The 19,778-nt window shown below is 39.0% G+C and carries 23 protein-coding genes; all 23 read left to right on the top strand.

The features are described 5' to 3' along the window. The first annotated feature begins 1 nt into the window (after position 1). The 23 genes from kdsA to CH361_RS06715 all read left to right on the top strand — a co-directional run bounded on the left by kdsA (position 2) and on the right by CH361_RS06715 (position 19,770). Positions 2-847 carry a 3-deoxy-8-phosphooctulonate synthase gene (kdsA, locus tag CH361_RS06825; RefSeq protein ID WP_100790099.1) on the top strand — a complete coding sequence of 282 codons (846 nt, stop codon included), beginning with the start codon at positions 2-4 and terminating at the stop codon, positions 845-847. A gap of 10 nt (positions 848-857) precedes the next feature. Beyond that, positions 858-1,403, top strand: a complete 546-nt coding sequence (gene lptC, locus CH361_RS06820; RefSeq protein WP_100790098.1) for an LPS export ABC transporter periplasmic protein LptC — start codon at positions 858-860, stop codon at positions 1,401-1,403. Then, on the top strand, positions 1,400-2,737 hold the full coding sequence (locus CH361_RS06815; protein WP_100790097.1) for an LPS-assembly protein LptD: 1,338 nt from the start codon (positions 1,400-1,402) through the stop codon (positions 2,735-2,737). Before lptC ends, CH361_RS06815 begins: the two co-directional genes overlap by 4 nt. 49 nt (positions 2,738-2,786) lie before the next feature. Further along, positions 2,787-3,494: an LPS export ABC transporter ATP-binding protein gene (gene lptB / locus CH361_RS06810; protein WP_100790495.1), complete on the top strand. Its 708-nt coding sequence runs from the start codon at positions 2,787-2,789 to the stop codon at positions 3,492-3,494. Next, positions 3,495-4,916 carry an RNA polymerase factor sigma-54 gene (gene rpoN, locus CH361_RS06805; protein ID WP_100790096.1) on the top strand — a complete coding sequence of 474 codons (1,422 nt, stop codon included), beginning with the start codon at positions 3,495-3,497 and terminating at the stop codon, positions 4,914-4,916. A gap of 4 nt (positions 4,917-4,920) precedes the next feature. Then, positions 4,921-5,889 carry an HPr(Ser) kinase/phosphatase gene (gene hprK / locus CH361_RS06800; protein WP_100790095.1) on the top strand — a complete coding sequence of 323 codons (969 nt, stop codon included), beginning with the start codon at positions 4,921-4,923 and terminating at the stop codon, positions 5,887-5,889. After that, positions 5,864-6,139 carry an HPr family phosphocarrier protein gene (locus CH361_RS06795; protein ID WP_100790094.1) on the top strand — a complete coding sequence of 92 codons (276 nt, stop codon included), beginning with the start codon at positions 5,864-5,866 and terminating at the stop codon, positions 6,137-6,139. The genes hprK and CH361_RS06795 overlap by 26 nt, the downstream gene beginning before the upstream one ends. Next, positions 6,120-7,952: an LIC_11548 family sensor histidine kinase gene (locus CH361_RS06790; RefSeq protein WP_100790093.1), complete on the top strand. Its 1,833-nt coding sequence runs from the start codon at positions 6,120-6,122 to the stop codon at positions 7,950-7,952. The genes CH361_RS06795 and CH361_RS06790 overlap by 20 nt, the downstream gene beginning before the upstream one ends. After that, positions 7,952-9,304: a sigma-54-dependent transcriptional regulator gene (locus CH361_RS06785; RefSeq protein ID WP_100790092.1), complete on the top strand. Its 1,353-nt coding sequence runs from the start codon at positions 7,952-7,954 to the stop codon at positions 9,302-9,304. The genes CH361_RS06790 and CH361_RS06785 overlap by 1 nt, the downstream gene beginning before the upstream one ends. A 1-nt stretch (position 9,305) precedes the next feature. Beyond that, positions 9,306-10,124: a hypothetical protein gene (locus tag CH361_RS06780; RefSeq protein WP_100790091.1), complete on the top strand. Its 819-nt coding sequence runs from the start codon at positions 9,306-9,308 to the stop codon at positions 10,122-10,124. Position 10,125: 1 nt separating this feature from the next. Then, on the top strand, positions 10,126-12,078 hold the full coding sequence (gene priA, locus CH361_RS06775; protein ID WP_100790090.1) for a replication restart helicase PriA: 1,953 nt from the start codon (positions 10,126-10,128) through the stop codon (positions 12,076-12,078). 11 nt (positions 12,079-12,089) lie between these two features. Continuing rightward, positions 12,090-13,058, top strand: a complete 969-nt coding sequence (fmt, locus tag CH361_RS06770; RefSeq protein ID WP_100790089.1) for a methionyl-tRNA formyltransferase — start codon at positions 12,090-12,092, stop codon at positions 13,056-13,058. Beyond that, the gene (locus tag CH361_RS06765) at positions 13,055-14,074 is read left to right on the top strand and encodes a PASTA domain-containing protein (protein ID WP_100790088.1); all 1,020 of its coding nucleotides are present in this window, start codon (positions 13,055-13,057) and stop codon (positions 14,072-14,074) included. The genes fmt and CH361_RS06765 overlap by 4 nt, the downstream gene beginning before the upstream one ends. A 1-nt stretch (position 14,075) precedes the next feature. Beyond that, a complete protein-coding gene (gene rpe, locus CH361_RS06760; RefSeq protein WP_100790087.1) occupies positions 14,076-14,738 on the top strand; it encodes a ribulose-phosphate 3-epimerase in 663 nt (220 codons plus the stop codon). A 47-nt stretch (positions 14,739-14,785) separates the two neighbouring features. Further along, positions 14,786-15,043 (top strand): 30S ribosomal protein S16, encoded by a 258-nt coding sequence (gene rpsP, locus CH361_RS06755; RefSeq protein ID WP_100790086.1) that lies wholly within the window; start codon positions 14,786-14,788, stop codon positions 15,041-15,043. Between the two features lie 7 nt (positions 15,044-15,050). Beyond that, positions 15,051-15,281, top strand: coding sequence for a KH domain-containing protein (locus tag CH361_RS06750; RefSeq protein WP_002974362.1), 231 nt, complete (start codon positions 15,051-15,053; stop codon positions 15,279-15,281). Further along, on the top strand, positions 15,271-15,807 hold the full coding sequence (gene rimM / locus CH361_RS06745; RefSeq protein WP_100790085.1) for a ribosome maturation factor RimM: 537 nt from the start codon (positions 15,271-15,273) through the stop codon (positions 15,805-15,807). Before CH361_RS06750 ends, rimM begins: the two co-directional genes overlap by 11 nt. Continuing rightward, on the top strand, positions 15,797-16,450 hold the full coding sequence (gene trmD / locus CH361_RS06740; protein ID WP_100790084.1) for a tRNA (guanosine(37)-N1)-methyltransferase TrmD: 654 nt from the start codon (positions 15,797-15,799) through the stop codon (positions 16,448-16,450). The genes rimM and trmD overlap by 11 nt, the downstream gene beginning before the upstream one ends. Positions 16,451-16,458: 8 nt before the next feature. Beyond that, entirely contained in the window at positions 16,459-16,896 is a 438-nt protein-coding gene (gene rplS / locus CH361_RS06735; RefSeq protein ID WP_165779488.1) for a 50S ribosomal protein L19, read from the top strand. A 113-nt stretch (positions 16,897-17,009) separates the two neighbouring features. Next, positions 17,010-17,657, top strand: coding sequence for a ribonuclease HII (locus CH361_RS06730; RefSeq protein WP_244279675.1), 648 nt, complete (start codon positions 17,010-17,012; stop codon positions 17,655-17,657). Beyond that, on the top strand, positions 17,638-18,291 hold the full coding sequence (locus tag CH361_RS06725; RefSeq protein ID WP_208861404.1) for a hypothetical protein: 654 nt from the start codon (positions 17,638-17,640) through the stop codon (positions 18,289-18,291). The genes CH361_RS06730 and CH361_RS06725 overlap by 20 nt, the downstream gene beginning before the upstream one ends. Continuing rightward, positions 18,288-18,548, top strand: coding sequence for an EscU/YscU/HrcU family type III secretion system export apparatus switch protein (locus CH361_RS06720; RefSeq protein WP_100790082.1), 261 nt, complete (start codon positions 18,288-18,290; stop codon positions 18,546-18,548). Before CH361_RS06725 ends, CH361_RS06720 begins: the two co-directional genes overlap by 4 nt. Before the next feature lie 34 nt (positions 18,549-18,582). Beyond that, positions 18,583-19,770, top strand: coding sequence for a cyclic di-GMP phosphodiesterase (locus CH361_RS06715; RefSeq protein ID WP_100790081.1), 1,188 nt, complete (start codon positions 18,583-18,585; stop codon positions 19,768-19,770). The last annotated feature ends 8 nt before the right edge of the window (positions 19,771-19,778 follow it).

The following is a 19,778-nucleotide window of genomic DNA, read 5'->3' as shown; positions in this document are numbered from 1 at the left end:
GATGTACGATTTAATTGAAGAAAGAGATTTTTTTGGTAAAAAGATCGGAGGTCGTAATCCCTTCTTTCTTATTTCCGGACCTTGTGTGATGGAAAATAAGGAATTACTCGACCGAGTTTGTGGAGAGATGAAAGCCATTTGTGATGATCTGGGAATTGTTTATATTTTTAAATCTTCTTTTGATAAAGCAAACCGTTCTTCGATCAATTCTTATCGTGGGCCTGGTTTGGAAGAAGGAAGGAAACTTCTTGATTTCATCAAAAACAAATACAATGTTCCTGTCCTTACGGATATTCATGAAACCATTCAAGTGGAACCTTTAAAAGAAACTGTGGATATCTTTCAAATTCCAGCTTTCCTCAGTCGTCAAACAGACTTAATTGCCAAAGCAGCGGAAACAGGCAAATGGGTGAATGTTAAAAAAGGTCAGTTTATGGCCCCAGATGATACCCGTCATATCAAAACGAAGATCCAAGAATCCGGATCAGAAAAATACATGGTGACCGAACGAGGTGCTAGTTTCGGATACGGAAACTTAGTGTTTGACCTTCGAGGGATTCCGATGATGCACAAACATGGAATTCCAATTGTGTTTGATGCAACACATTCGGCACAACTTCCGGGAGCTGCAGGCAATATCACAGGTGGTCTTCGTGAATTCATTCCTCATATGGTAAGAGGTGCAGTTTCCGTAGGAGTCGAAGGGCTTTTTATGGAAGTCCACCCGGATCCTGAAAAGGCATTATCAGATGCAACGACACAATTTCCTCTAGCAAAAGTCAAAAATCTACTCACACAACTTTTGGAACTAGATCGTCTGGTAAAAACCAAATTTTTAGAGGATTAAACTATCTTTTATGATGCGAAGGTTGGTTTTCTTTATGTTTCTTTTAGCGATTGTTAGTTGCAAGGATAAAGAATACCTTCGTATTGAGGTTGAAAAAGAATCTGGTTCTATGGTTTCTATGCGAAACTTTTCCCGTTCTTCGTATAAGGAATCTGGGGAACTCGAATGGAAATTGAAAGGGGATGAATCTTATATCTTTCCCAAAGAAAATAAAACTATCGTTTACGGTTTCGAGTTTAAACAATTAGAAAAGGGAAATGTAACTTCTGCAATGACTGGGGACCGGGGTGAAATCAACCATTCCACAAAAACAGTTGTTCTGAATGGAAAAGTAAAATTAAAAACGAATGATGGTAAGTATATCGAATCAGAGTCACTTACATACAATTTAGAAGAAAAAACATTATCATCTGAAGACGATGTTCTCGTTTATTCCGACGGAACTACAATCCGTGGGAAAGGACTACGTGCAGATAAGAGTTTAAATAAATTTACCATCATCCAACCGAAGGCAGTGACCGTGGGCGGTAGTAATCCATTGAAGGATAAACCATGAAAAAACTGTTTTTTTATTTCTTTTTGAGTTTTTTCGGTCTTCATGCCAATCCATCACCGATACCTGTGTTATTTGGTTCTGAAGATCTTTTGAAAAAAGAAAACTCCGTTTTTTCTGTGGAGAAAACAAAAGATAAGAAAGATAGAATTCCTGTTATGTGGGGTGGAAGTAGTCTTACTCAAGAAGAACGTACGATCAATGGATTTCCTGTGAAGGTTTTTATCTTGGGTGGTGGTGCTTATATTATGCATAAAACCATCAAACTCAGTGCTCGTGAGATTGAAATCATTGGAGAAGATGCTCTGATTGGAAATTTAAAAGGGCAGGTGATCGTTGAAGATTTTCAGAATGGAGTGACTCTCACGGCTTCAAAAGGTATTTATGATAAAATGGCGGGGACTGTCAGTTTGGAAAACAATCCCGTTCTCATCCAAAAAAAAGAGGGGAAGGTCGTAAAGATTCAATGCCAATCCATCGTTCGTTATTTAGAAGAGGCAAAAACTAATTTAGCGGGGAAGGTGGTTGTGACTTCCGATGAATTTCAAGTTTTTGGGGAAGACGCAGTATTTTCTGAAAAGGAAGATCGGATCGATTTAGGCGGAGAACCATTTTTGTTTTCCGAAAATCGGTTTTTGATTGGGCAAACTCTTTCTTATTTTGTAAAAGAAGGAAGCATTCAATTAGATGGGAATGCTACCATTTATCAGGTATCTTACGAAAACAAAAAAGACAAAGAAAAAGATACTACAACAAAGGAACGTGTTGTGACTTTGTTTACTGGGAAAACACTGACCCATCAAAACAAAGGAAAGGAAACCTTAACCTCTATGAACGGGGACGCCTTTATGTATAGGACGAATTCCGAATTCAAAGCCAACCTTTTGGAAAGTCGTCGTAATAATAAAGATATCAAGGCAACCGGAAATGTTAGTTATTTGGATAAAGAGAATGGTTACCGAATGGAAGGAGGACTACTCTCTTATGATAAAGACAAAGGATATTCTTATTTAACGGAAGAACCTCGGATTGTTTTTTTGAATAAAAAAGAATTAACTGAGCAAGGTCAACTTACCGCAGTATTTTTAGAGCGATTTGATGAACGTTTTGAGGTGGTTGCGCGTGGTAATGTCCAAGTGGAAACACAAACGGCGACAGCGACAGGTGAATATGCAACTTATTTTGAAAAAAGAGACGAATTAGTCCTAGAAGGAAATCCAAATCTTATCAAGGACAACACAAAAGTCTCAGCGGGAAAGATCATTCTCTTTCCTAAATCGGACAAGGCTTATCTGACGGATGGGCTTAAGGTAATACCGAATGGCGAAAAAAAGTAAAACTCAAACTATCCAGAAAGAAATAGATCCAAGTGTAAAAACATTTCGGATGGAAAATCTCGTAAAAATATATAACAAACGTAAGGTTGTTGATGGCGTTAGTTTTTATATTAGAAAAGGCGAAATTGTAGGACTTCTTGGTCCTAATGGTGCCGGAAAAACCACAAGTTTTTATATGAGTGTTGGATTTGTTACTCCAGATGAGGGACATGTATTCATAGACAACGAAGACCTGACCAAAGCACCGATGCATATTCGCGCTCGGATGGGAGTCGGTTATTTAGCACAAGAAGCGAGTATTTTTCGTAAACTGACTGTTGCCGAAAATTTAGAAGCTATTTTGGAAACCATGAACCTTCCTGGGGATGAAATCATCCGTAGAAGAGATGCCCTTCTTATGGAGTTACAAATTATGCGTGTAGCTAACCAAAAAGGGTACACTCTGTCCGGAGGAGAAAGAAGGCGATGTGAAATTGCAAGGGCTCTTGTTACCAACCCGGACTTCATTCTATTAGATGAACCGTTTGCTGGTGTGGATCCGATTGCGGTAAAAGACATTCAAAACGTAATTCAATCTTTAAAGGAAAGAGGTCTTGGGATCTTAATTACTGACCATAACGTAAGAGAAACATTAAAAATTACGGATAGGGCCTATATCATGTATAGTGGTCGAATTCTCATTTCAGGAACAGCGGATGATTTAATCAACGATCCTGAAACAAGACGAATTTATTTAGGTGAGGATTTTAAACTATAAATGAAACTCGGGGCTTCACTTACACAACGCCAAACGCAAAAATTAGTGATGACCCAGGACTTACGTCAGTCCATCGAACTTTTGTCTTTATCCACTTTAGAACTTTCTGATAAAATCCAAAATGAACTTTTAGAAAATCCATTACTGGATGAAGTTGGGGCTGATGAAAAAACTAAAATGCCTGAATTGTTTTCTATCGATGAAGTCAAACGATTAGAAAAATTAAATCATGAAAAAAGTACTGATGTCAATTGGCAGGATTCTTATTCTTTAGAAGGACCTCGCTCTTATGATACGGAAGCTAGTGACAGAAATCAAAAATATATTGAATCCTCTACTCGCGGAGAAACCCTCGAAGAACATTTGTTAAATCAGCTCCGACTCATTAAATTAACTAAATTGGAATTTGAAATTGGTGAAGTCCTGATCAGTATGATTGATGAAAAGGGTTTTATAACCGATGATTTGGCGATCGTATCCAAAGAGATGGGTTATCAGGAATCAAAAGTGAGACGAGTTTTGCAAGTAGTCAATGAACTTGATCCCATCGGGATTGGGGCAAAGGATATGCAGGAAACTCTTCTCATTCAGGGGAAAATTCTTTTTCCCGAGAATACTCTTCTACACCAACTGATTGGAGAGTTTTTGTCTGACTTAGAAAAGGTAGATTATAAAAAAATTGCTAAAAATCTAAAAATCACAGAAGAGGAAATTCTTAGTTTAGCAAGGCTGATCAAAAAATTAGAACCTTATCCTGCCACAACCTACCAAGGCAGAAAGGTCGATTACGTAGTTGCTGATGTTGTTGTAAAAGAGATCGGTAATGAATTTAATATTTTTATCAATGATGAATGGTTACCTAAACTTTCTATCCAAGAAGAATACCGCGAACTTTTAAACCAAAAACTTCCGCCCAAAGAAAAGGAATATTTCCAAACCAAGTATAGTTCTGCCCAGTGGCTCATTCGCTCCATCCAACAGAGAAGACAAACTTTGCAACGTGTTGTCAGTTGTATCATCGATTTTCAAGTGGATTTTTTTCGAGGAGGAATTGGTTTTATCAAACCATTGACTTTAAAAGAAGTTGCTGAAAAATTAAATTTACACGAGTCAACTATTTCTCGCATAACAACAAATAAATACATTCAAACTACTTGGGGTCTTTTTGAGCTCAAATGGTTTTTTTCTTCTGGGGTTAAATCTGCCGAGGGAGGGAAAGAAAGTTCCAAAAAGATCCATGAAATCATTCGAAACTTGGTAAAGGATGAAGATGAAAACAATCCTCTTTCTGATCAGGATATCGTTGAACTGATGGAGAAAAAAGGAATTGAAATTGCCCGTCGTACTGTCGCAAAATACAGAAAGGTCTTAAGAATCCTTCCTTCTAACGAAAGGAAGAGGATTAGTTCTTTAAAGGGGTAAACCAATGCCAGTTCCTGGGATTACAGTGGATGCTATTTTAAGAGATCATGAAGATTTACAATTAAAGTTGGTCACTGGGGAAGCCGGACTTTCGAATCGAATCAATAATGCTGAAATCAACCGTCCGGGACTTTCGCTTACAGGTTTTTTTGATTTTTTTGCAAATGATCGGATTCAAATTTTAGGAAAAGGGGAATGGGCATATCTTAATTCACTTTCCAAAGAAAAACTAAGTGAAATCACTGAAAAGTTTTTTGAATTTCATTTAAACTGTATCATTTACACACATGGGAACGAACCCCAAATTCCCTTTGTGGAAAGAGCAAAACAAAAAGGCATTCCTCTTTTTAAAACGGAAATTGCAACACATAGATTTATCACTCTCATTTCTCAAATTTTAGATAGAGCTCTTGCTCCCCGCACCATGCGTCATGGAGTACTCATTGAAGTATTTGGGATTGGAACCTTATTAACTGGACGTTCCGGTGTTGGTAAAAGTGAAACCGCACTTGAACTCATTGAAAGGGGACACAGACTTGTGGCGGATGATATGGTAGAAATCCGTCGTTTGAGTGAAAGTTATTTGATTGGCTCTTGTTCCGATTTACTCCGTCATCATATGGAAATTCGTGGGCTTGGTATTTTAAACATCAAAGATCTGTTTGGTGTTGGATCAGTAAGAGATCATAAGCTCATTGAACTGATCATTAACTTAAAAGAATGGGAAGAACAAACTTCTGGTGAATATGAAAGAACCGGAATTGAACAAAGTATGGAAGAAATCCTCGGAGTATCAGTTCCATATATCGAAATTCCTGTCAAACCGGGAAGAAATATTCCTATCATTGTGGAAACAGCTGCGATGAACCAACGGCTGCGTAAGATGGGAAAAAATAGTGCAAAAGAATTTTCAAATAAACTAAATACGTATATTCAACAGAACTCCATTGAAACAAATCCAGTTAAAGATTAGAGAAGATAGTACAGGTTTACATGCAAGGCCAGCCTCGCTGTTTGTAAAGATGGCCGCTAGTTTCCCCTGTGAAATATTTGTCATCAAAGACGATATCGAAGTCAACGGAAAATCCATTATGGGTCTTATGATGCTCGCACTTGGACCAGGAACGATTTTTTCGGTAAAGGCGGATGGGAAAAGGGAAGAGGAGGCTCTTTCTGCTTTAGAAGATTTGGTAGGGCGAAATTTTGAAACGGCTACCAATTAAGTTTTTAAAAGCCATTCCAAGGCTTTCCGATGAAAGCAGATATTATTTACGTGATATCTTTATCTTTTTTCTAACAATAGGCATTTCGATTGGTTTCTCCGAATTAGTTTTTTTTAGACAAGAAGAAGACATCTCCTTTTTCTCTAAGTTGGATACTTATGTATTCATTCTGATTCCTTTTTTTATTTTATCCCTTATTTTAAGTTATGTATATCGGAACAGGCGGAACAGAGAAACGGGAAAAATCCGTAGTTCCATTCGGTATCGCCTAACACTTGCTTTTTTGTTTGTTGCCTTAATTCCTTCCTTACCCATTTTCATTTTATCCTCCAATTTAACGGGAAGACTGATTGAAGGTTTTTACCGTGTGGATATTTCGAATGCACTTAGGTCTGCAAGTCTTATCATCGAAAATGAAGAAAAGGAAATTGAGACTGAGTTTGTCGAAAAAGTAGGTATTTTAAGATCTCGATTGTCGGGATCAAAACCAGATGGATATACAGTCTTTCAAAAAGGAGTAGAAAACGGACTTTTTGAAAAAAACGAATATTACTTAGGTTTTGTTACCTCAGGAACCCCGAGTTTTGAATCAAAAGGAATCTATCGATACATTAAGGATCTTGACTTTTGGGAATCAAAACGCCCTGGAATTTTTCTTTCTCGTTTGTATCTAAATGACAAATCCTATATTCTTTGTAAGTTTTATTTAAACGATACTGTGGAAGTGTTTGTGGGCCAAAGAATTCACAAGGGTATGGAATCAGATGTTCTGAACATTGTGAATGCTACTTCCACTTATGAAAAGGTGAGTCTTTGGAAGGAAAAAATTCCGTATAGTGTTCGCATAACAATTGCTTTTTTTTCCTTTGCGATGTTTCTCGTTGCCATCCTATTTTCCTTTTTGTTTGCAAGACGAGTCTCTCGTCCCATTATTAATTTAGCCAATGCAACCAAGAGAGTATCTCTCGGTGAAGCCAATATCCGTTTGGAGAAAACGGAAGAAGGAGAGATGGGAATTCTTATTGATAGTTTTAATCAAATGGTAAGTGATCTAGATGCAAAGTCGGAGGAGCTTATGCATTCCCAAAGGATTGCTGCTTGGAAAGAGGTTGCTCAAAGAATGGCACACGAGATTAAAAATCCTCTCACCCCCATCCAACTTTCCGCACAGAGAATCCAGAGAAAATTCCAAAATCCAAAATCTGAAAATTTAGAATCGGTCATTTTTGATGCTACAGAAACGATCATTGGGCAAGTGCGAGTACTCGAACACTTAGTCAAAGAGTTTAGCGAGTTTGCAAGGATGCCCGTTCCTGTTCTAATCAATCAAAAACTAAATCCCATTTTAGAAGAAGCAGTAGCTCTTTTCCGTGATACTACCGATATCGAATTTGAATTAAAATTAGCAGAAAACCTTCCAGAAGTATTTCTCGACAAACGATTGTTTTTGGGTGTCATTAATAACTTAATAAAAAATGCAGTTGAAGCCATTCAATCAGTAGAAAATCCCAAAGAAGAATTGGATATTTTGAGTTTAAAACGGAAAAAAATTCGAATCATGTCCAAATTGCAAAAAAAAGCCCTTCGAAAGTCTATCGTGATAGAAATTGATGATTCTGGTCCTGGACTCAAAGAAGATTGGAAAGAAAAAATATTTGAACCATATTTTTCAACAAAAGAGAATCATGGTTCTGGGGTTGGTCTTGCCATTGTTCAAAAAACAATCATAGATCATCACGGGCATATCATTGTCGAAAATTCTAAGTTAGGTGGATGTAAGTTTAGAATTGAACTTCCCTTGGATAATCACTGATGCAAAAATTGATCTATATTTTAGATGATGAAAAAGAAATCCGAAAATCGCTTCGTGTGATTTTAGAAGATGAAGATTATTCTGTGGAAGATTTTGCTAATGGAAAGGCCTTACTGAAGGCTCTCGCAAAAGAAAGACCTTCTTTAGTCCTTCTTGATGTTTGGGTGGGGAAAGAAGATGGGTTAACCATTTTAGATGAATGCAAAAAATTGTATTCTAGTTTGCCGATTGTAATGATTTCTGGTCATGGAACCATTGAACTTGCCGTGAGCGCCACAAAAAAAGGTGCTATCGATTTTTTAGAGAAACCACTTTCGATTGAAAAAGTAATTCATACCATTGAGTCCGCTTTAGAGAAAACAAAAGACAATGAAATTCCTGAATTTCAATTGGAAGTAGATGAAATTTTAGGAGAGTCTTCTTCTATAAAAAGAGTAAAGTTTGCAATTTTTCAAGCGGCTCAGACGAACGCGAGGGTTTTTATTTTTGGAGAGAATGGAACGGGGAAGGAACTGACCGCAAGAGCCATTCATCAAAATTCCAAAAGAAAAAACGAACCATACATTGAATTTAATTGTGCAGCGGTTCCAGAGGAGATCTTAGAACAAGAGTTATTTGGTATCGATAACACTTCTAATCTTGAAGTAAGTGATATGAAAATTGGAAAGTGGGAGTCTGCGCAGAATGGAACCCTGTTTTTAGATGAGGTATGTGATTTACCACTTTCCATTCAATCGAAAGTGTTAAAGGTGATTTTAGAACAAAAACTGGAGCGTATTGGGGGAAAGGAGCCAGTTTCTGTTGATGTTCGTATCCTTGCGGCTACCAACTCCAATGTAGAAGAGGCAATTCGTGAGGGAAGGTTTCGAGAAGATTTGTATTATGCATTGAGTGTCATTCCCTTAGAGCTCCCACCACTCAGGGAAAGGAATTTGGATATCCCTCTACTCGCCGAATACTATTTAAATAAATCGATTTTAAAAAATAACTTAACTCCCAAAACCATTGATCGCGAGGGGCTGGATGCTCTCACCAATCATTTTTGGCCAGGGAATGTAAGGGAACTTGGAAATATTTTAGAACGACTCAGTATTCTGGTTCCAGGAGATATCATCCGAGCCAAAGATGTAAAAGAGGCTCTTCACGGATTTAAAAAAGCCAATGAAATGGTGGCTCGAGGTGATTTGAAACATGCCAAAGAAGAGTTTGAAAGGCAGTACATCATCAAAACCTTGCAGATTTGCGAAGGAAATGTAACGAGAACATCAAAGGCTCTTGGAATTGAAAGAACTCATTTATATCGTAAATTACGTTCTTTAAATATTTCTGTGGAACAATTGAACGAAGGTTAGTATGGATCAAAAATCAATTTTGGAACGGTTTAGCGACATTCTAACGGAAGCAAAGTTTTTAATCCAAAACAAATCAGTTTCGGTTTACCGGTTCCAAGAAGAACAGGATCCAAACGATTATGGGTTTCCTTGGAAATCAAAAGTACCCGAATCTATAGAAATTCAAAAGAAACAACAAAAAGAAAACCAAAGAAAAAACAAAGATTTGGTAAACTTTTCTTGTACTCTTTGCCAAGGGAAATTAAGTGGTGTTCGGCAGTTTCTTCACAAAGGTCGAAAACCAATCCTTGTTCTCCATTATTCTGGAGCAACAAGTCCAAAAGAAAAACCATTCACCAAAACAAAACCCAATCAGATTTTTAAAGACAAACTAACGGAAAATAGTTGGGGCGAAATTGTTGGAAAGGTATTTGGATTTTCCTTCGAAGAGTTATTTTACCAGGAATACCCTGCCTGTACTTTTTCCCATACAGATTCTAAAGATACTGATTGGCAACAGAGAGTGGAAAATTGTAAGTTCCACGTAAAAGATACTGTAGAAGAATATGGAATTAAATCCATTATTATTTTGGGTTCATCCGCAAAACTATTATTTGGTGGTGAAAAAGCAAAAGATTTACTCGGTAAACAAATTTCTTGGGATCTTTCTGGTCTTTCTGTTCCCATTCTCATCACAAGGTCACCGGAAGCCCTGGTATTTCTGGGGGAAAAGGCAAAAAAAACAGATTCAGAATCCAATCTCTTTCAATATGGAAAAGAAAAACAAGAGTTGGAAGAAAGTTTCATTTCACACTTATCTACTTTAAAACCTTATTTATAATATGATTCGATACGCGGAAATCGCTCTCAATCTATCTTGGGAAAGTAGAACCTTAACTTATGAAATTCCAATAGAGATAGAAACCTTGGAGCGGGGAGTTCGTGTTCTGGTTCCCTTAAATGGAAAGGAATGGGAAGGGGTAGTCATCGAAATTCACTCGAATGAGCCCAACTATGAAACCCTGGCCATTATAAAACAAATTGATTCTGAACCTATTCTAACTGAGGAACAATTAGAACTTGCGCAGTGGATGGCGGATAGTTATTTATCTTCTCTTGGGGAAGCCTTGTTTCTTATGGTTCCTAAGGGAAAAAAACGAAAGAGCCAAAATACAAATTCGGTTCAAATTCACTATGAATTGTTACACCCGTTAAACGAAGCACAAAAAAATGCCCTACTAGAAATCAAATCTGGGTCCAAGTCCAATACCCATTTATTATATGGAATTACCGGAAGTGGGAAAACAGAAGTTTATATGCATCTCATGGCAGATATTTTAGAAAAGTCGAAAGGTTCTGTGATTTTTCTTGTTCCTGAGATTTCACTCACTTATCCCACAATCACTCGTATTGAGAAGGTTTTTCCTGGACAGGTGGCGGTATTACATTCTCACTTGCGAACCTCAGAAAAGTTTCAAAACTATTTGGATTTAAAAGAAGGGAGGAAACGAATTTGTATTGGAACCCGTTCCGCAGTTTTTGCTCCTTTATCTGATATCTCCTTAATCATATTAGATGAAGAACATGATGGTTCTTACAAAGAACATGGATCCCCTAGATACCATGCGAAACAAGTGGCCTTACAGAGAATTTTAAAAACAAACGGGAAACTTTTGTTAGGCTCTGCAACCCCAAGTTTAGAAATCTATTACCTGGCAAAATTAGGACAAATTGGTTTTTCAGAACTAAAAGAAAGAGCCAATCTTTTCGCCTCACTTCCTACTGTGGAAATTGCAGAAAAAAAAGAGGATAGTGATCTCCTTTCTGGTGATTTGCAGTTTAAGATTTCCGATCGATTGAAAAAACAAGAACAAACGATCATACTTTTGAACCGCAGAGGGTACAACCCGTTTATTTATTCCACAACCACGAAAGAGTTCATCCATTGCCCCAAGTGCACGGCAACTCTTTGTTATCATTCGGACAAAACGGTCCGTTGCCATCTCTGCGGATATAAATCTACCTTACAGAATTTAAAACAAATTCATGGAGAAGATTTAGATCTTTTTGGGGCGGGTACACAAAAATTAGAAGAGTATTTACTTTCTCATTTTCCGAAGGCAAGGATTGAACGTTTAGACCAAGATAGCTCTAAAAACAAAGAGGTTACTCGTGACGTACTCGAGAAGTTAGGGGATGGAAACTTAGATATCCTCACTGGAACTCAGATGATTGCAAAAGGTTTGGATTATGCAAACGTAACTCTTGTTGGAATTCTGAATGCAAACCATGGTTTGGGAGTTCCTGATTTTAGGAGCAGTGAAAGAACCTATTCTCTCATTTCCCAAGTGGCTGGTCGTGCTGGTCGGGGAGAAAAAAAAGGAGAAGTTCTCATCCAGTCAAATGATCCAGAACATCCTGTTCTTAAGATGGCTATGGAACAAAATTATCCTGCTTTTTTTGATTGGGAAATAAACTTTAGAAAGGATATGTTTTATCCACCTTTTTCTCGTTTGGCGAGGCTTGTGTTCCGATCTAAATATGAAGAGGTTGCAAACAAACAATCTGTTTTGTATGCAGAAACTTTAAAAGATCTTATCGATGAATCGGTAATCCTTCTTGGGCCAAGCCAGTGTCCCTTTTACAAAATTGACAATAACTTTAGATATCATATCTTGTTAAAATCAAAATCCATCACAGTTTTACGTAATCTTTTACGTGAGACAAAATCAAAATTTAAAGTGGATACCAAATGTTATATTGAATATGATTTGGATCCATTAGAACTTGTTTAATAGGAAAAAAAATGAAACTTTCGATTGGATACTTTGGATCTCCTGAACATTCTAAGGAATTACTCTCTATGTTGCTTGAAGCAGGGATCACTGTCGATTTTGTGGTGACCAATATCGACAAACCAGTGGGAAGAAAACAAATCATCACCCCAACCCCGGTGAAAGAGTTGGCACTGGCCAAAGGAATTCCGGTCATCCAATCACCGAAACTCCGAACAGATGAAGAAACACAAAAAAAAATTCTGTCATTTGGCTCTCCTGTTCATATCGTTTATGCGTATGGATCCATTGTTCCTGAGAACGTTTTCCAAGATCCGAAGTTTGGTAGCATCAACCTTCATGGAAGTTTGCTTCCCAAATACAGAGGAGCATCTCCTGTCCAAAGTTTTCTCTTAAGTGGAGAGGAGGATTCTGGATTCACGATTCAGTTTTTAGCAAAAGAGGTAGATTCTGGAGATATCATTTCACAGAAATCTTGGCAGATAAAGACTGAGGAAACCACAGGTTCTCTTTTGGAATCGATCACAAAAAAAGGGGGGGAGGAACTCATTCGTCTTCTCAAAAAATTAGAATCGGAGGATACCCCTTGGGACTCTCATCCGCAAAATGCGAGTGAAGCCACTCATTGCAAAAAAATTACCGCAGCCGACCGCCCAGTCCAGTGGTCCGATTCGGCAACGAAGATCCACAACCGAATCCGCGCCCTTTATCCAGATCCTTTGGCGACCACAGTGTTTCGAGAGAAAAGGGTCATTCTCATTTCCTCTTTTTTGCCTGATTCTTCCTTGGAGCCCATCTCCATTCCCGAAGGACTACACCCCGGTTCCTTTTTCTTATACCAGAAAAAAAGGCTTTTCTGCCTCTGTGGAGACGGAAACCTGCTTGGTATAGACACCTTACAACCCGAGGGAAAAAAGCCCATGAAAGGATTTGAGTTTTTCAATGGAGCGCGGGTTTTAGCCGGAGAATCATTTACGTGAAAGAAAAGTTTCTAAAAATTCTACCTTACAGTGGTTATGTTCTATTTGTAGGTTTAGGCCTTCTTGTTTTTTTTGTAGCTGCCTTCCTCGTGGTCGTGGTTCGAACCAAAGAAGAACAAAAGGTAATGATGCCTTATGTGATTGGAAAAAACTATATTGAGGTTCATAACGAATTACAAAGACTCCAACTCAAAGTTCGTTTGGAAACACAACGCATTCCAGAAAAAACAGATGGAATCATCCTCGCACAATCCATTGATCCAGGGAAAGAAGTGGAAGCAGGATCTAAACTTTATCTTACAGTCAATATTGGATTTGATCGGGTTACCATTCCCGATGTTAAAGGCCAAGATTTAAAACGAGCCAAGGCCATTTTAGAAAAAGTATTATCTGGGGAAGTATATGTTCCCTTACAAATTGGTGGGATCACTTATGTGCCGGCGGTAGGTGACGAACCTGCAGAAACGATCATAGACCAAATCCCTGGTCCTGGAAAAGAAACTCATTCTGGTGAAAAAATCTATTTACTCGTAACAGAACCAAATACAGAAAAAAAATCCAACCAATCAGCCCTTGATCCAATAGATTCTTCTAAATTGATCGGAACTCCTGTTCCTTTTGTGGTAGACTACCTCCAGAGAAAAAAAATTCCCTATCGTCTGAAAGAAACTACGAAACCAGAGTTTCGTGAGTCACATGGCCTTGTATCCTCTTTTGAATTAAAACAGACTGGTGCTGAAGTCGGAGCTTTTTTCCTAAAACCATCCGAATCACTTGTTCAAGATTATGAATTTTTAGAGTATGAAGTGGACGATGATGATCTCTACTCGGCTAAAGTAAGTTATACGAAGCCGGGAGAGGATACGGAAATCGAAAAAGAAATTTTAACAAGCCAAAGTTTAAAAGAAGACGAACCTGTTCGTTTTCTCATCCACCGGGCAGGAAATGTTAAGGTGACTCTCGTCGGAAAGGAATCCGGTGTCGCTAAAGTATGGAAACTCAAAGGAACCTATTAAGATGAAAATCTCTGCCTCTATTCTTGCAGCAAAACTAACTGGACTCGCTCAGGAGCTTCCCACATACAAACAGGAAAATATCGACCTCATCCATATTGATGTGATGGACGGAAACTTTGTTCCTCAAATTTCTTTTGGAGAGGCTTTTACCAAAGAAGTGAAGTCGCACACAGAGATCCCACTCGATGTACATCTTATGGTGAGTAATCCCGAACTCCATGTTCCAAAATACTTTGATTTAAATCCGTATTGTATCACCTTCCATATTGAAACCACGAACTTCTCTGTTCGTTTGGCAGAAGAAATCCGAAAAGCGGGAATCAAAGTAGGAGTTTCTCTGAACCCACAAACCCCACCGGAATCGATTTCGCAAATTTTACCGTATTTGGATCTTGTCCTTCTCATGACTGTGGATCCTGGTTTTTACGGACAATCCTTTGTAAAATCAGGGTTTGAAAAAATTGCTGCCGTACGTAAACTTACCAAACCTTACAATATAGAATTGGAAGTGGATGGGGGTGTGAACGAATCCAATATGGAGGAGCTCGCAAAACTCGGAGTGGACATCACGGTTGTGGGTTCTGGTCTCTATAAAACGGGAGATCCGAACGCACAGGGCAAAAAATTGAAGGAACTCGCTGCAAGTGCTAGAACTCGCTCTTGACAGATCGTCCCGTTTCAAAAAACTCGCTATAAAAGGGGTATTTTTCCTTGGTTAAATTAAGATTACAAAGAACGGGAACAAAAGCAGACCCGCACTATCGCATCGTAGCAGCTGATATTCGTGCTCCACGTGACGGAAAGTTCATTGAAGCAGTGGGACATTTTCACCCATCTTCTTCCTCTGTTAAAAAAGCGACTTTCAACGAAGAAAAAACTCTTTCTTGGTTAAAAAAAGGCGCACAACCAACTGATACAGTTCTTGCTCTTTTGAAAAAAGACGACGTTTGGTCAAAATTCAAAGGTTAATTGATACATGGAATCCTTAGTTCGTTATATCGTTACATCTCTCGTTGACCAACCAGAACAAGTGGCTGTCAACCAAGTCCCCGGAGAGGAAGAAACTGTGATCGAACTTCGGGTAGCAGCAAAAGACCTAGGTAAGGTGATCGGAAAAAACGGTAGAATTGCAAAATCTTTGCGAACTGTTTTACAAGCCGCCGGAACCAAACAAGGCAAAAACTATACTTTAGAAATTGTCGACTAAACCAAGTTTAGTGAAAGTGGGGGTCATTGGATCCTCACATGGAATCAAAGGGTTCATCAAAGTTTTCACAGAAGGTGATACCCTCATCTCCGCCAAACCACCGCTCAACTGCACTGTAGAAGATCCCAGAGGGAATCAGTCTACCATCCAAGTCGAAGAAATCAAACAGAATGGAAATCATTTCCTTTTAAAACTGAAAGGGTATGATACACCGGAAACGGTGATCAAATACCGGGGATTTTCTTTGCTCTGGAAAAGGGAAGACTTACCCAAACCTACAGAAGGCGAAATTTACACCGAAGATTTGGTGGGCCTTATTGCCATCTCTAAGGAATCCAAAACCTCTCTGGAATACATTGTTACCCAAGTGATCGACAATCCCGCTCATCCGATCCTAGAACTAAAGCCTAAGGCCAGTGAAGGAGAAACCGTTCTGATCCCTTTTCTCCATCAGTTTGTCGGTGATTGGAATTTAGAATCCAAAACTTTGGAAATCATAGGCTGGGAGCAGTGGTTTGAAGTTTAATTTCATCACTCTTTTCCCTGAAAAAATTACCTCCTATTTTGACACAGGAATTCCGGGAAAAGCCGTAAAACAGGGCGTTGTGGAAATCAATACCGTCCACCTCCGGGACTTTGCCGACAACAAACACCAAAAGGTAGATGATACCATCTACGGGGGTGGCCCCGGGATGCTTTTGCAAGTAGGACCCATTTACCGCGCTTTGGAATCTCTTGGGGAGGACAAGGGTAAGGTCCTCCTCCTCAGTCCTTCCGGAGAACTTTTCAACCAAACTCTGGCCCGGGAGATTTATGAGTCTTCTGAGACCTTTACTTTGATTTCAGGGTATTACGAAGGGGTCGACCATCGTGTCGCGGAGCATTTAATTGACAGGGAAGTGGCCATTGGAAACTATGTTATTTCATCGGGGGATTTAGCTGCTCTCGTTGTTGCCGACTGCCTTTCTCGGTTTGTTCCGGGGTTTTTAGGAAAAGAAGAAAGCCTTCTCGAAGAGTCGCACAACGAAACGGAAGAATTAGAATACCCTCAATATACAAAACCCTATGATTTTATGGGTTGGACTGTTCCAGATGTGCTCCTCGGTGGACATCATGAAGAGATCCGGAAATGGCGGCAAAAAAACCGCAAAACAAGAAATCATTCTTAGAGGAAGCCATGAATCAGATTCTAGAAACAGCACTCGCAGGCGAAGCAAAGAACGAACTTAATTTCGAAATTGGTGATACTGTAAAAGTTCACTACAAAATCGTTGAATCTGGAAAAGAACGTGTTCAGGTTTACGAAGGCGTTGTGATCTCCATTGCAAACAAATCACAAAGCAAAACATTTACTGTAAGACGTGTATCTTATGATATCGGAGTGGAAAGAATTTTCCCACTTCACAGTCCACGCATTGCAAAGATTGAACTCGTTCGTAAAGGATCTGTTCGTCGTGCAAAACTTTTCTATCTCCGTGATAAAAAAGGAAAAGCGGGACGTATCAAAGAAAGAAAAGGCGGTCAAGCGATCGTTGCGAAAGATAAAAAGAGACAGGATGAGGCTTCTAAAGCCGCTCTTGCACAAGCAAAAGCTGCAGAAGCACCTAGCGCATAATCTCTCTTGAAACGGTCATTACGCGACCGTTCTTTCCTGAATTTCAAATTCCTCACCTGACCTGTTTTTCACTGGATGAAGCAGGTCGTGGTACTCTTGCTGGCCCCGTCTCTGTGGGTTGCGTTTCCTTCTCACTTTCTACTTTAGAAAAAATCAAAAACGGTGAAATCCTAAAGGGACTTCGCGATTCCAAAAAAATTGCTGAACCCAAACGATTAGAACTTAGAAAAGAAATTTTAGAGCACGTTTCTTATTTCCGAGTAACCTTTGTCAGTGCTTCCTTTATAGATCGTTATAATATCAACCAAGCCATTTTTTATGGGATGAACCGTTGTTTACCAAATCATACCCAACTATTCGGATCCAACACAAAGGAGAATGATGATTCGAATTCTACTACTTCTAATTTCAAAGAAAATAGAAGTCAGAGTGCAGACAATTTAGAAAAAAAACCATTTCTCCTCGCAGATGGTAATTATAAACTCAAAATCACCAAACCCATTGAAGGATATTTCTCGTTACCCAAAGGAGATGATTTGATTCCTTCCATTTCTGCTGCCTCCATATTAGCCAAAACCTACCGGGATGAATATATGGAAAAAATGGATTTGAAATATCCGGGTTATGGATTTGGAAAACACAAAGGATATGGGACCGAAGAACACAGAGAGGCTCTTCTCAAACTTGGAATTTCTCCCATCCACAGGTTGAGTTTTTGTAAATTCCTCCGAAGAGAAGGGAGTGAACCTTCTCTATTCTAATTTCGCAAAATTTTCCAAACTTACATCTTTTGGAAATAACGGAAAACAGAAAACCAAAACAAACCTTGGTTTCACTGAGATCCAAAGCCGAGCTTCCTTACGGGCTGATTCAAAAAACTTAAATACAGGCAAAATTAGAAATCCGACTTCCCATACAGAAACTTGGATCCATTCCGCTTCTGGTGAAATGGAAAAAACTACGAATCCTTCTAAAACCAAAAACCTTTCCCGTTGGGCATCATGGATAAACCACCAGTCCACTCCAACTGTAATGGAAGGTAGCGATCTAAAGCCAATCTGGAATTACCTTTTAGGGGAAACGGGATTTTCTGATATTCTATCCTATCTACATCCAAGGGAGGATGAGGCCTTACAGATGGTAGTCGAACCGAAAAACAAAGGTTTGGTTCTGTATGTGTTTTGGAAATCGAAAGAAACGGGAGCTATGGGGATTCAGTTCCACTATGATCCAGAAAAAGAAAAACCAATCCTTGTTGAGATCACCACAGAACAGTCAATACAAGGGGAGCAATTCACGACTAAACTTGGTTCCTTGGTTCGGGACTTCCCCCAAATCCAAACCATCCAAATAGAAACTTGGGCAAATGATTCCTTTAACGGTGATTATCGATGAAACAGAAAATGGCGGCTCTGGCTTATGATCCCAAAGTCCATTCGGCACCGAAACTTGTGGCGAAAGCAGAAGGGCGACTAGCAGAAACCTTAATTCGCGTTGCTAAAGAATCAGGGGTTCTTGTGATTCAGGATGAGGTAATGGTACAAACCTTAGACCATCTCCCTAATGGGAAAGAAATTCCAAGGGAATTGTATGAAGTCGTAGCAGCAGTATTTCGAATCCTCGTTTTGGAGAGGCAAAAGAAAAACAATTGATGTTTCTACGCTTCTTACTAGGATTTACGCAATTATGCGGAAAATTTCCATACGTGACTTAGAGCCTGGATCAAAATTTACTAAGTCAATTTATCTGGATAAAGACACTGTTTTTGTGGGAGCCGACCAGCCCATCACACAACAAGACTTAGACAGGTTAGTTCAATTCGGAATTACCTTTGTTTTGACAGATGGGGAAAAGGTAATGTCTGATGGCGGAGATAAAACTGCCTCTGGACAAGGACCCGGATACTTCGATACAAACCTACCTTTTTACCAAGATGATGAAAATTCCACACGTTATAAATATTTATTAGAAAAAGCAAATACGACTAAGGTAGAGTTCAATGCTGTTTTTAAAGACTGTTTTGAACTAGTGCAAAAAACTTATAAATCTGCATCTGAGGGACGTTATACGGAAATTCGGGAGTTTCGAGAGATTGCGGAACGAATTGCTGACCATACAAAAGCAAATGCTCAAATTCCTATTTTATTATTATCCCATTCCCACTCAGGATATTTTTTATACACTCATATTTGTTATGCGACGTTTTTTTCGGTGATGCTCGGAAACTTTTTGGAGTTTTCCAGACCTAAACTAATCGATCTTGCTTTAGCATCCCTTTTTGCAGACATTGGAATGGTCACCGTCCCGGAAGAAGTTTCTGAAAAAAAAGGGGCTCTTTCGGAATTAGATCTCAAAACCATAAAACGCCATCCTGTGACGGGTTACCAAATTCTCACCCAACGTTTGAAATTAAAAAATTCCCTCGCGATTGTTGCCCTCCAACACCATGAAGCAGTCGATGGTTCTGGATACCCGCAAAGAATTTTGGCCAACCAAATCGAAGAACTCACGAAAGTTTTTATGATCGCCGATCAATTTGCAGCCATGATCCACCCAAGACCGTACAGACAAGCCATCCTTCCTTATGAAGCCATGAAGATCATGATCAGTGAAAACGTGAACCGTTTTGATTTAAAAATGGTTCGGCTCTTTTTAAATAAACTTTCTATGTTTCCCGTGGGGTCCGGAGTCATTCTTTCTGACCTAAGAATGGGTATGGTCATTGAATCTAATAAAGACAAACCCCTTCGTCCCGTCATTCGTGTCACAAAAGATCCAGAAGGCAAACGCCTCAAACATTTGGAATTTGTGGATCTCATGAAAGACCTAAATCTTTATATCCAACAAGCCATTCCCTTCTCTCAGATTTATTAAAAATCCTT

Source organism: Leptospira brenneri (assembly GCF_002812125.1).
In the GTDB taxonomy this organism is placed as follows: Bacteria; Spirochaetota; Leptospiria; order Leptospirales; family Leptospiraceae; genus Leptospira_A; species Leptospira_A brenneri.
This window is presented reverse-complemented; position numbering and strand designations above follow the sequence as displayed.